Source organism: Bradyrhizobium sp. CIAT3101 (assembly GCF_029714945.1).
In the GTDB taxonomy this organism is placed as follows: domain Bacteria; phylum Pseudomonadota; class Alphaproteobacteria; order Rhizobiales; family Xanthobacteraceae; genus Bradyrhizobium.
On sequence record NZ_CP121634.1, the window covers coordinates 8,690,064 to 8,702,337 of the forward strand.

General features: G+C 59.1%; 8 protein-coding genes and 1 pseudogene. 3 read left to right on the plus strand and 6 right to left on the minus strand.

What is annotated here, in order from left to right:
• Nucleotides 1–50 precede the first annotated feature (50 nt).
• Together QA645_RS40375 and QA645_RS40380 are read right to left on the minus strand one after the other, a co-directional pair.
• Nucleotides 51–1,085: a PDR/VanB family oxidoreductase gene (locus QA645_RS40375; RefSeq protein ID WP_283046546.1), complete on the minus strand. Its 1,035-nt coding sequence runs from the start codon at nucleotides 1,083–1,085 to the stop codon at nucleotides 51–53.
• Nucleotides 1,086–1,093: 8 nt separating this feature from the next.
• Complete coding sequence (locus tag QA645_RS40380; protein WP_283046548.1) at nucleotides 1,094–2,167, minus strand: aromatic ring-hydroxylating dioxygenase subunit alpha; 1,074 nt, start codon at nucleotides 2,165–2,167, stop codon at nucleotides 1,094–1,096.
• 163 nt (nucleotides 2,168–2,330) lie between these two features.
• Here QA645_RS40380 and QA645_RS40385 point away from each other — a divergent pair, with 163 nt between their 5' ends.
• Entirely contained in the window at nucleotides 2,331–3,296 is a 966-nt protein-coding gene (locus tag QA645_RS40385) for a LysR family transcriptional regulator (RefSeq protein WP_283046549.1), read from the plus strand.
• Nucleotides 3,297–3,796: 500 nt separating this feature from the next.
• Here the strand turns inward: QA645_RS40385 and QA645_RS40390 are convergent, their stop codons facing one another.
• The 3 genes from QA645_RS40390 to QA645_RS40400 all read right to left on the minus strand — a co-directional run bounded on the left by QA645_RS40390 (nucleotide 3,797) and on the right by QA645_RS40400 (nucleotide 9,596).
• On the minus strand, nucleotides 3,797–4,018 hold the full coding sequence (locus QA645_RS40390; RefSeq protein WP_283046550.1) for a hypothetical protein: 222 nt from the start codon (nucleotides 4,016–4,018) through the stop codon (nucleotides 3,797–3,799).
• Nucleotides 4,019–4,309: 291 nt separating this feature from the next.
• Complete coding sequence (locus QA645_RS40395; protein ID WP_283053576.1) at nucleotides 4,310–6,013, minus strand: NEL-type E3 ubiquitin ligase domain-containing protein; 1,704 nt, start codon at nucleotides 6,011–6,013, stop codon at nucleotides 4,310–4,312.
• Between the two features lie 1,111 nt (nucleotides 6,014–7,124).
• A complete protein-coding gene (locus tag QA645_RS40400) occupies nucleotides 7,125–9,596 on the minus strand; it encodes an NEL-type E3 ubiquitin ligase domain-containing protein (RefSeq protein ID WP_283046552.1) in 2,472 nt (823 codons plus the stop codon).
• 860 nt (nucleotides 9,597–10,456) lie between these two features.
• On the opposite strand from QA645_RS40400, the gene QA645_RS40405 reads away from it, so the two are divergent.
• Nucleotides 10,457–10,969, plus strand: a complete 513-nt coding sequence (locus QA645_RS40405) for an Mpo1-like protein (protein ID WP_283046554.1) — start codon at nucleotides 10,457–10,459, stop codon at nucleotides 10,967–10,969.
• A gap of 135 nt (nucleotides 10,970–11,104) precedes the next feature.
• On the opposite strand, the gene QA645_RS40410 is transcribed toward QA645_RS40405, so the two are convergent.
• Nucleotides 11,105–11,830 carry a sulfite exporter TauE/SafE family protein gene (locus QA645_RS40410; protein ID WP_283046556.1) on the minus strand — a complete coding sequence of 242 codons (726 nt, stop codon included), beginning with the start codon at nucleotides 11,828–11,830 and terminating at the stop codon, nucleotides 11,105–11,107.
• A 104-nt stretch (nucleotides 11,831–11,934) separates the two neighbouring features.
• On the opposite strand from QA645_RS40410, the pseudogene QA645_RS40415 reads away from it, so the two are divergent.
• Nucleotides 11,935–12,120, plus strand: a pseudogene (locus QA645_RS40415) (IS5/IS1182 family transposase); the annotation flags it as partial.
• Between the last annotated feature and the right edge of the window lie 154 nt (nucleotides 12,121–12,274).

Here is a 12,274-nt window from a genome sequence, read left to right on the forward strand (position 1 = left end):
AGGAGCCTCTCACGGCCCGCGTAGCCCGGGCCGGTGCTGATCGAGCAGGGTTACTCGCGGATCTTATGTAGCCCTCCGGCCTGCACCGAGAGACGTTGGGAAAGACGCTGGTTTGGCGTTCGATCAGGTGTATCGATGGTTAGAAAGCCGCTCGCCGCGCGCGACACGCAGGTGCAGATTCTGCTGATCATCGCCCGCTCTTCAATACCGAAAAACACGTCACGATGATCGACCTCAGCCGACGCCTCCAAGATCGGCAGCACGCAAAGACCGCATTCTCCGCGCCGACAGCCAAAGATCATGTCGACGCCGGCATCTTCAAGCGCCTCCAGCATGGAGCGATTTACAGGGACGTCAATTTCCAGGCCCAATCGGGGAACCCTGATCTTGAACGGGGCGCCCGCGAGGCGACCGGCATTGCCGAACGTCTCGTAGCGGAGGTGCGCAGCGGGCCTGCCCGATTGGCTCCAAAGCTGTTTGGCCGCCTCCAACATGCCGAACGGGCCACACACATAGAGCTCACCGCGCGCGTCTAGTTGGGCTATCTCGCCGCCGATGTCGATCCGCTGTCCCTCTTCACTGACGAAGAGCTGAAGGCGTTCCCCGATGGAAGTGGCAAGCTCGTCCGCGAAGGCGAGGTCGCGACGGCTCCGTGCGGCATAGAGCAGGCGGAAGTTCGCTCCCGCTTGCTTCAGCGCCAGCGCCATCGTGTAGATCGGTGTGATGCCGATCCCGCCGGCCAGCAGCAGGTAGTCCGGCCGATCGTAGCTCAATTCGAAGCTATTTTTTGGCTTAAAAATCGTGAGCCGTTCGCCCGCCTTGAGGCGCCACATGCCGATAGACCCGCCCCGACTCGACGCGAGCCTCTTGACGGCGATGCGATAGAGTCCGTCCGCACAAGATCCTGCCAATGAATAGCTACGAAGCTGCGGTCGCCCGTCGGTCGGCACGAGGGCGTCAATGTGACTGCCAGGCCCTACATTGACTAATGGGCTGTCCGGCTCAATCTCAAAGAGACGGACGTCAGGAGTGAGATCGCGCGTGGCGCGAAGGCATGCGCTAATCGGTTCGGTCGGCTTGGCCATGACTTCACTCACTCGGCCGCAGCGTCAGCGATCACGGGAGCATGCTCGTTAGCCATCACCCGGTCGATCAGCCGCCGTGCCCAGAGCGCGCCTGCATCGATGTTGAGATCGTAAAAGGGAGAACGCGGGTTCTTGTCGATAGCAGCCTGCTGCGCCTCCAAGACTCGATGATCCTGATCGTAGACCCCTGCCCCGCCATTAACGTGGGCAAGCTGGAGCTCGCTCGTCAGCTGCGCGTCATCCTTGCGATAATTCCTGACAAAGTTCCAGAAGTAGTGGCAGGTCGTCTCCGTTTCGGGCGAGATCGCCGCTAAGAATGCGCCGCTGACCCCGTGCGAGCGGTCGCCTTGCGGCGCGCCTGTATTTGTCAGCGCCACGCCGACGTCGCCGACGACGATCGAAGGCGCCTGGAAAGTCACGATCTGCCAGCGATCAACACGGCCCGGGCGTGCAAGCTGGCGGCCCCAGAAAGGGGGCGGATCGATGTCGATCATCCAGCGTGTCATTGTCGCTGTGTTATCGGTGTGGGTCACATCGAAGGGCGCGGCCGTGATGGCCTCGTCGCCGATGCTGCCGGCATGCACATAGGTCTCGTGCGTGAGGTCCATCAGGTTGTCCACAACCAGGCGATAGTCGCATTTCAGCTGATAGAACGTGCCGCCGTCGCCGACCCATTCTGTGCCATCGTTCCAATGAAAATCTGGAATTTTGGCGGGGTCCGCCAGCGCTGGATCGCCAGGCCACAGCCAGACCAGACGATGCCGCTCAGCCACCGGATAGGTACGCACGCAGGCTGACGGATTGATCGTTTTCTGCGCGGGCATGTAGGAGCAGCGGCCGGCCGAATTGAACACCAGCCCGTGATAGCCACACATGACGTCGTCGCCCTTGAGATGTCCGAGCGATAGCGGCAGCAGCCGGTGCCAACAGGCATCCTCCAAAGCCGCGACAAGGCCATCAGTGCGGCGGTAAAGCACGACGTCCTTGCCGCAAATTTTGCGGGCGGACAGCTCGGGGGCGATCTCATGTGACCATGCAGCCGCGTACCAGGCATTGAGCGGAAAGGTTTTGGGTGCGTTCATAGGCTTCTCCATGGTTGAGGCGATGGTCGCGGGCCCGCCGCTTTAACTCCCATTTTCGAGCAGATTACGTTGGCAATAGTGATCGGACAATCGGACAGAGTTGATAACCGTTATCTACTCTTTCGATAGGGTGGTGTGATTTCGCGACGAGGGACTTAAGGCGATGGCAAAGGATTGGGATCCACTTGCGATTGATTTTGCTGCGATCCGCACTTTGCGCCTGGTCTCGGAACTGGGCTCGTTTTCGAAGGCCGCTGAAGTGCTCGGTACGAACCAATCGACGATTAGCTATACGATGGACCGGCTGCGCGCGGCGTTTCACGACAAGCTGTTCGTGCGCCAGCATGGCGGGATCGCACCAACGCCTCGATGTGTCGAGATCGTTGAGTGTGCCAGCCGCCTGCTTGAAGGCTTCGAGGGCCTAATGCGGCCGACGGATTTCGATCCCGCAAGCGCGTCCGGGCAAATCACGATCGCCTGCAACTATTACGAACGCTCAATCATTCTGCCGCGTACCATCGCAGAAATCAGACGCCGGGCGCCGCGCCTGCTGCTGGAGATCAAGACGGCGCGCGCGAAAGGGATGGCGTATCTCAAACGCGGCGAAGCCGATCTTCTCATTGGCCCCTACGAGGTGCAGGAGGAAAACTTCTATCATCGCCATCTGCTGGATGACCATTATGTGTGCGTTATGCACAAGGGCCATCTGTTCGCCGGCCGGAAGTTGCGCGTCGACGACTATGTCAAAACGAACCACGCCGTCGTAACCTATGGAGGAACCTGGCGCTCAGGCTACCTCAGAAGGCTCGATGAACGCGGCCTGTCGCTCAACCAGGTGGTCACGGTGCCGAGCATCTCCGATCTAACCCACATTCTCCCCGGCACGGATCTGGTCTCGACCGTGCCCAGCCGCATCGGTTCGAACATCGCCAAATCCGTCGTGGCAACGCCGTGTCCTTTCCCCGAACCGTTTCAAATCGGCATGACCTGGACGTCCCGGACGCATCATTCCGCTGCCCATCAGTGGCTGCGGCAACTTATGGCCCGAATTGCCGGCACTCTGCCGTACAAAACCGCACCCACCGCGCCTTCCGGGCGCAGCCGGGGCAACGTCAATGCCCGAGTTTGAATCTCCGGACCGTCGGCATGCATTTTCTCTTCTCCGGCTGGATTTCGCACGGACCTTCCCGTTTTCTTTTAGCTCCGCCGGCTTCGACGATCGGCACGACGGAGCCATTTCTGGCGGCCGTCCTATAAAAGGAGGCGGAGGCATGAAACTCATCGGGTCGATCCTCCGGTGGTTTGCATCGACGCGCGACATCCGCACGCGGCTTTGTCTGCAGGCGTGAACAAAAGCGATCAGATTGGCGCGAGGGCTCGCCGAGCTGGTCCGTGACGGTCCGTATTGTGAGGTCAAGGTCAAGAGCGAGGAAAATGAGAGTATCCGAGCTATGCTGTCGCGAGATTCGGCTCGTGACCATTCGTCGATCTATCGAGAACCAAGTCCGAAAGCTCGATCAAATGGCTTGCTGTTTCCAGGCAAGATAGGACTACAGTTTCGCAATCTGTTACGCGAGCTTTGGGTGAGGATCATCAGCTTCTCAGTGTGATCGAGCCTATTCTGTGGATCTATGAGCAGATCTGCAAGCAACAACGCAGGTTCGACAACGAAGTCCGCCAGTTGGCGAAGTCGGATGAGACCACACATCGCTTGACGACCGCCTCTGGTGCCGGCGTGGTGATCATTTTGACGTTCTGCCGTAAGATCGATGACGCATGGCGCTTCCGATCGGCATCAAGCGTCGGCGCCGTCTCGTCTAAAATTTCTCCGAGAAAATCGTGCTCGAACAACAACGACATCCGAATCTAAGCGCGCTTTAGACTCCCCAACTGAGGACACAGGTGAGGCAGAAGCACTATAGCCAAGCCAATGCGAACGGGGAATAAAATCCCGCGTGACAAAATCAGGGTGGCGGGAGTGCTCGACGCAAACGCTGAGGACTCAACGCCATCGCGCATCGCCTCTTAGAGTGGGTCCAGAAAAGAAGGGTTTTCCGGAAAGATCGTGCGCAAACAATCTAAAAGGCGATGGCGAGCCCTCATTCAAGCTTTTTGGCGGTCCCTCACAAAGGAATGGCTGCTTCATAGCTCAACGCCATGGTCCCTGAGCACTTGGCGCATCAGCTCGCCCTTAATCTCGCAGGCGATCTCGTCGCGGATCTTTGCTCCGAACTGCAACTCGGCATCGCTGTTTCCGGTCAGGTCATGATCGGCGAGCCGTTGCTTAAGGCGATTCTGGAAATCCTCGTCCATCGCCTCGATCAGCCGGTCCTGCATTTGTGCATGGGCTTCGGGGGCGATCCGCCTCACGACCGTCTCCCAAGGTTGCCAGCGGGTTGCCAGATAGTCGGCGAAATCCGCCGCCTCCTCATTCCGCACCTGCTTCTCCGCTGTGGTGAGGTCGTGCTCAGTGACGTAGGAGACATCAAAGAACCGCATCTTCGGAGCCATCAGCCGCAGATCCAGGCGCTCGCGTAGCTTGACCTGATAGGCGAGATAGACTTCGACCTCATCGACGAATTGGAGCGAGCCGGCCTTCTGACGAGCAATCCGCTCGAGTGCGCCCAGCCGGAACATGACCCGCGCCCGGTGGACGAGGTCGCCCAGACGATGGTCATAGGCCCCCTCCTCGACATCAGCGTTCATGCGTGCGATTTGCATGCCGTTCCAGGTCAGCGTGATGCGATCTTCGCAGGTCTCGCTCGCCCCAAACGCCAGCTGGAAATACTGCTGGCGCAACCCCGGCCTGATCGCTGCTTGCCGCAAATCATCCAATACCGTGTTTCGGAATTCTAGATGCTTATAACTCACAGTCTCTCGCAGCCTGTTGAGGAAACGCATATATTCCCGCGCCCCCGGCTCTTTGGCGAATTTCTGCAAGGCGGCGATCGCCTCCGGCTCGCCCTCCATCCTGTTTGCTGCTACCTCCGTCAGGGGTCGTGCTGGACCGCTCGCGGTTCCCTCATTCATCGAGAAGAAGACCCGGGGACCGCTATAACCCGGGGCATTCAGGGTTGCCGCCAGATTCGTCCGTCCCCCCTCGGATAACGGGTTACCCGCCAGTTCAATCCTACACGCAGAGCCTAGCTGGGTTAGCAGCGTCTCCGGCAGGCTTGTCAGCCCGTTGCCTTCGACCCGGAGTTGCCGGAGCCCTGCCGGAAGGGCATCAGGCAGACGGGTCAGATGGTTGTTGGCGACGTAGAGCCGCAGCAGCCCAGCCGGGAGCGTATTGGGCAGATGAGTCAGCAGATTGACGCTCGCGTAGAGCCGCAGGAGCCTAGGCGGGAGTGTATCAGGCAGGGCCGTTAGTAGATTGCCGGTGACGCTGAGCTGCTGCAGTCCAGCCGGGAGTGTTTCGGGAAGGTTGGTCAGCCGGTTCTCGTCGGCGTTCAGATCCCAGAGCGCAGGCGGAAGAGCCGCGGGCAAATGGGTCAACTGGTTGCCGCTGGCGTCCAGCTGCTGGACCTGCACCGGAAGGGCGGGCAAGGTTGTTAGGGACAGCGACGACAGATTCAGCGGCAGCGGCGTAGAGGCATTGGCGTTATGTCGCCAAGCTCGCACTCGCCTTACCGCCTCTTGCCGGTTCTCGTTCAGCCCCTGATTCACATCGCCAGCCCAAGCGTCCAGGATTTGATCCTGCGACTCCTGCGAACGAGCGGACTCCCGCGCTCCAGTCAAGGCTTGGACCCACTCAGCCGCCGCCTGAGTGAGACCGCACAGGCAACCTTGCCGGTGGCTTTGTTCTGAAGGAGTACCAGCGCTCGACTCGGCCCGCCCTGTGTTCATCAATGCTCGTTCTCCTTCGGTCAAATCAGCGTGTCAGTTTCGGTAGACAGTCTCTCCTGTTCTGAGGGGTTTAGCTTTCGACGAGCTGACGGGAGTCGCTAGTGATACGGCGATGGAAACCATATTGGTCCTTCGAAGCTGCGGCGTCATGCCCAACTAAAGCCAAGCCACCGTCAAAGGAAGGTTCGAACCGCCAGTTTAGTTGGCAGCGCATGCCCGCAGCCGACGCTCGGCGAATGTGGTGCGCGTCGAAGGCAAGGTGGCGTATAGCTTCCCTGCTCGTCAGGACTCGGGCAGGAAGTCTCAACGTCACGCTTTGCTCGTGCCCTGCGCGGGGCCTGAGCTCGGCATTGATCGGTCGAACGGCTTGTTTCAGCATGCTATGGCAAACCTAGAGTGTTATACAAAGTCGGCCCGATCATCGCCAACTGATCCATTCAATGCCGGCCTACCTTTTAGGCTTGATGATCTTACGCGGTGACACGATGCCATTGTAGTTTGCGATCGGCATCGATGCGAAGAAGTTCGCTGGGGCGCATCTTGCGGCCGCTTGTTGGCGTCGCAGCGCGATATCAACTGCGAGTAGCTTGGGATCGGCGCCGGCCAACTCGACAATGCCCGCGGAACTTCAGGTGAAGGGTCACCTCAGTTCGACTTTATTCGTCGAAGATCGGTCCGCTGCGGTTGCTGAGATTTTTGCCGTCGAATGCGACGCTCGGCCGGACTGCCCATCCTCAAAACGATAGCATTTTCCGACTTCTGAATCGACACCCTGAGGTGCTCGTCATGATGCACAAGGCAGATACACCTCTTGAGTCATGCGCCAGTCAATCGGTCCGCGTCTTTGGCCAATATGGATAGCTTAATTGCCAAGGGGCAATTTGCGCAGCAAAAGTATCGGTCGCGGCGAGAGCGATGGATTGCAGTTGCTCTGCTGCTGCGAATGGTCCGTTGCAATCCCTCGAGAAGATCGATCGAGCCCCTGCACTTAGATCCTGCCGCCGAGTCTTTAACAAACGTTCCATTTGCGCGCCGACATATCGAAAACCACCATGGCGTAGCGAGGGCTGAGTGGGAAGAGATTGACGTCCCTCGCAATAGGATAGCTGCTTCACAGCTCAACGCCGTGGTCCCTGAGCACCTCGCGCATCAGCTCGCCTTTAATCTCGCAAGCGATCTCGTCGCGGATCTTTGCTCCGAACTGCAACTCGGCATCGCTGTTTCCGGTCAGGTCGTGATCGGCGAGCCGTTGCTCGAGCCGACTCTGGAAATCCTCGTCCATCGCCGCGATCAGCCGGTCCTGCATCTGTGCGTGGGCTTCGGGGGCGATCCGGCTCACCACCGTCTCCCATGGTTGCCAGCGAGTTGCCAGATAATCGGCGAATCCTGCCGCCTCCTCATTCCGAACCTGGGTCTCGGCCGCGGTGAGGTCGTGCTCAGTGACGTAGGAGACATCAAAGAACCGCATGTCCGGAGCGATGAGCTGCAGGTCCAGCCGCTCGCGTAGCTTGACCTGATAGGCAAGATAGACCTCTATCTCGTCGACGAATTGGAGTGAACCGACCTTCTGACGAGCGATGGGCTCGAGCGCGCCCAGGCGGAACAGGACCCGCGCCTGGCCGACGAGCTCGCCTAGACGGTTGTCATAGGTCCCCTCCTCGACATCAGCGTTCATGCGTGCGATTTGCATGCCGTTCCAGGTCAGCGTGATGCGATCTTCGCAGGTCTCGCTCGCCCCAAACGCCAGCTGGAAATATTGCTGACGCAACTTCGGCCTGGACGCTGCTTGCCGCAGATCATCGGCTACTGCTTTTCTAAATTCCGGATTGCCGCTATTCACGGTGCTACGCAGCCTGTCGAGGAAAAGCGCATATTCCGACGCGCCCGCTTCGCCGGCGAAGTTCCGCCATGCAGCGATCACCTCCGGCTCGCCCTCCATCCAGTCCGCTACCGCCTCGCTCAGGGGTCGCGCTGAATCGCCCGCCGTTCCCTCACTCATCGAGAAGAACACTCGCGGACCGCTATAGCCGAGGGCATTCAGGGCTGTTGCCAAATTCGTCCGCACCCGCGCGGACAGCGGGTTATCCTCTACATACACGATGCACTCAGAACCCAGCTGGGTTAGCAGCGTCTCCGGCAGGCTAGTCAGCCGGTTGCCCCGTACCTCGAGCACCTGGAGCTCGGCCGGAAGGTTCTCAGGCAAGCTCGTCAGCCGGTTGCCTCCGACGTGGAGTCTCTGAAGCTCAGGCGGGAGGCTGTCGGGCAGGCTGGTCAGGTCGTTGTCGCGGGCGAAGAGCAACGGGAGATCGCCGGGAAGGGCGTTGGGCAGGCTGGTCAGCCGGTTGCCGTCGGCTTCGAGCTCCTGAAGGTCGGGCGGCAGACTCTCGGGTAGGCTAGTCAGCTGGTTGCCGCCAACGGCAAGTGTCTGAAGTCCGGTCGGGAGTGTGTTGGGCAGGCTGGTCAGCAGGTTGCCGCGGACGTCAAGGTTCTGGAGCCCCGCCGGCAGTGTGTCCGGCAGGTTGGTCAGCCGGCAGCTGCAGACACCGAGCGTCCAGAGATTCTCCGGAAGAGTTTCGGGCAGTCTGCTCAGCAGATTGCCGCCGATTTCCAGTGACTGGAGTCCGATCGGAAGCATATCAGGCAGGCTGGTCAAGCGGTTGTCGCTGGCGCCGAGCGCCCGGAGTCCGGCCGGGAGCGTGTCGGGCAGGTGCACCAAGTCGTTGTCGCTCACATCAAGCGACTGGAGGCCGGGCGGAAATGCGGCGGGCAATGTCGTCAGGCCCAGGCGTGGCAGCTCCAGCCGTGCATAGACGTCTCCGGCTTCTACCCAGGCTCTTATTCGTCTTGCGGCCTCGTGCCGGTTCTCGTTTTCCGTCTGCCCCGGTTCGCCAGCCCAATTGTCCAGGATCTGCTCAAGCCGCCCTTCCCTGAGGACGGGGACTTCAAGGTTCGTCAGATTGCTGGCAGAGCTAGATGTGGAAGCGCCCGTGCCGTGCAAGCCGCCGGTCCACTGCGCCGGGACCGGCGCGAGGGGGAACCGGCCGCCTCCTGTTGAAGTATTGCCATCGTCCGGCCGGGGCTGTCGGCTAAGGGTCGATGCCTCGAGGCTGTGCCCCCAAGCAATTGCGGGTGTCGTTGGCCACTCCGACACCACATCATCGGCCTCAGCCCACGAATACTCCTCCTGACCGACACTATCCGTCGGCCAATCGGCAGCTGCATCCATGCCCTGCCGGCAATCTGTCAGGCTGCAACTGCCACGCAAATGGCGACCGCGATCCGCGGCCGCAAAACGCACATTCTGATCACCCCCTTGCTCAGAGGGTGGATCAGACCGCGACCGCGAGGTGCTTTGTCCGACGCGATCCTCGTGCGGCATGCTCAACTGCTCTGCATCTCTGTTCGACACACCATAGGGCTGGCCGGGGCTATGTGAATCGGAGGGTTGGCGTTCGTGCGGATGCAACTCGTTCAGGTGCTGCTGAAAACCCGCTTGATTCGCCCGCTGCGTTTGCAGTCCGTCGTCATGCGACCGCTCTATGTCCGAGGCCTCGAATGGATTGAGGTTTTTAAACGGATCCATCCCATTCTCCTGGCAGATCGAAAGCCCTGGATAACCACGTTCTCGCTAAGAGATTTAGCTTTCGAGAAGCTGACGCGGAATGAGAATAATCGGATCTGTCCTCTAAGATCTCCCGAGATCGTTACCGCCTAACTGCCCCTAGCTGCAGTTCGACTTGCCGAGGCCGGACCATACGGCGGTGAGGCTGATTTCTGAGCCTCTCTTCAGAACCTCCGCGCTTCTGGGCGCCGGCAAAAGTCATGCTGGGAAATATCGCAATGTCGTTTTCTTGCCCCGTTCACGGAACGTAACGCCCGCAATGCCCGCCTCTGCATGCCCATATCTTCCGACGAGGCCTCAAAAGCGAACTTCTCCAGCTCGACTTTGTTGCACATCGACCAATAGCTCCGATGCAAGAGCCATGACCCAAGCGCATTCTTTTGCGGGGGGTAAGCATCCAGAGTCTCGCACATTGAGCCTGTCGTAACCGAGATGCCTCATATTGCGCTGCTCGACCGGCAGACGGATCACTGCGACATCGTCGAGACCGGAAAATCACAGCTGAGGATTCAAAGCCGCGACGATCACGCAAACTGCGCTCGCCTTTTGTCCGCAAACCTGGCCAGTTGCGACGAGTCGAGCGCTAGCGCCTATCCAAGCCGCGCTAAATGGTCAATTCGCCCACCTATGAGGATTAAATTTGCACGCCAACTGACAAGCAGCTTATGCGAATCTGTCAAATATCATGTTTTTCGGAGATTTGACGCGAGGTTATAGCGCGCTTAAGCAACGGGCATGTTTCCGAGCGGAGGCGAGCATTGCGTTTGCTAGACGATAAAATGTGCCGTGGTCGCGAACACAACGGGCGAGGCGAGCGCCGCTTGAACTCATATTTCCGGCGACTGCTCGCGGATTACGCGGAGTATCATCGCGCCCCCTGGAATTGCGCGATGCACGTCTTGGGCATCCTGTCCTTGTTCCTGGCCAGTAATCTTCCGCTCGGTCTATGGTTCGTAACGGTATTGGGAGTTCAAGTCAGCATGGCGACCATGGCGCTCACGCCAGCGCTGATTTTTTGGCTGGCGCTCGATTTCGAACTTGGCGCCGTGATCGTAGGCGTCGCGATCGCATTGCTTGCAGTCGCGACGATGATCCTCAATCATCTGACGACTGTCGGGATGTGGTCGCTTACTGCAGTCCTGATTCTGATCGGCGTCTCATCGTTGATCATTGGACATTTGGTATTTGAGCGCCGCAGACCGGCAGCGGTCGACCATCCCAGCCATCTGTTGGTCGGACCGATGTTTGTCACGGCCAAGTTGGTTGTCGCGCTCGGCTTTCGGCCCGATCTCCGCATCATCATCGGCAAGCCCCGTCAAGCATCTCCCCGGTGACGGGCTTTGTCACGTCGCTCCGCGAGCCGTCGACCGTCCCGGCCGATTCACTGACTGAAGCGAAGTCTATATAGTCGGTTTGCCTCCATTTGCCGGCTACGCTTAAGGCGGCGAAGTCTCTCCAGCGTGAAAGTCTTATCTTGTCGGAAAGGCGATAAGCTGGATAGCGGCGGCCCCGAGTATAACGACAAGCACGTAGCGCGTTGTCTTCTCCGATAGCCAACGAAGACCAACGGTAGTTCCGATCATTGCTCCGACAAGAGCACCTAGCGCATATTGCCAGGTCTGCGGTGAAGGCAATTGTCCGACATAAACTGCGCCGACGAGCCCAATTGCGGAATTCACCCAAATAAAGGGAGCGGATAACGCTGCGGCCTGTTTGGGCGACGCCCACCGCAACGCGATTAGGATGGGGGCGAGAAAAACGCCACCGCCGACACCTGTAACGCCTGAAACGAAGCCGACGCCAGCCCCTGTTGCCATCGTTCCCAAAAGTGGCGCGTCGCAATCTGAAACGTCTTTCTTGGCTCGACCGAGCAACAAGACGGCAGCCGCGATTAGAAGGACGACACCGGTAATAGCATTATAAACCCGCGGGGATAGGACCGTGAAACCTCCAATTAAGGCGGTTGGCACCGAAGCGATTACAAGAGGTTTCAGCTTTTTCCAATCAACATAGGCGCCGCGATTGAAGAGCCACGTTGAATACGTCGCAGCAACGATGTTGAGCAACAATGCCGTCGGCCGCATCTGAGTTGATGGAAATGATGAGAACGCCATTAGCGCCAGAAAGGCTGTACCTCCCGCCTGGCCGACTGTTGCGTAAAGAAGCGAAACGGTAGCAAAGAAGATTGTGAGCATTGTAATCGCGCTTCAAAGTGTCCGGAATAGGCGGATGCGGGATGCTCCCACATACTGATGCATTCGCCGGTGTGTCGGAGGGCTTGTCTCAAGGAAGGTGCAAGGCCAACTTAGCGCCGAAAAGCAATCGAAATGATCCGAGTTGCTTTGCGCCCTACCTCTAACGCGCCCGGAGCCGGGTCGAGCGTTGCTTCAATCCGATAAAGCAAGGTCGCCTCGTCGCCACGCGCTACGATAAACTTGCAGCCGATTACTTTGCCTTCGTTCAGCTTGCATCTATCGGGCTCTGACTGCCGCCACATCAATCCGGTCCACGCCCTGGTTTCGAGAAACGTCAGAACATCATGCTGTCAGCGTGTCGGCATTGCACCCCATCAGAAATGATAGGTTCCAGCATCTCAGGCTTCTAAGGCTATCCTCCTCCTGGGGTATTCATGCGAGTGC

Excerpts from the sequence above, each read along its gene's own strand:
- QA645_RS40375 (WP_283046546.1), bottom strand. The coding sequence starts at position 1,085 with ATGGCCAAGCCGACCGAACCGATTAGCGCATGCCTTCGCGCCACGCGC.
- QA645_RS40385 (WP_283046549.1), top strand. The coding sequence starts at position 2,331 with ATGGCAAAGGATTGGGATCCACTTGCGATTGATTTTGCTGCGATCCGC.
- QA645_RS40395 (WP_283053576.1), bottom strand. The coding sequence starts at position 6,013 with ATGAACACAGGGCGGGCCGAGTCGAGCGCTGGTACTCCTTCAGAACAA.
- QA645_RS40410 (WP_283046556.1), bottom strand. The coding sequence starts at position 11,830 with ATGCTCACAATCTTCTTTGCTACCGTTTCGCTTCTTTACGCAACAGTC.
- QA645_RS40400 (WP_283046552.1), bottom strand. The coding sequence starts at position 9,596 with ATGGATCCGTTTAAAAACCTCAATCCATTCGAGGCCTCGGACATAGAG.
- QA645_RS40380 (WP_283046548.1), bottom strand. The coding sequence starts at position 2,167 with ATGAACGCACCCAAAACCTTTCCGCTCAATGCCTGGTACGCGGCTGCA.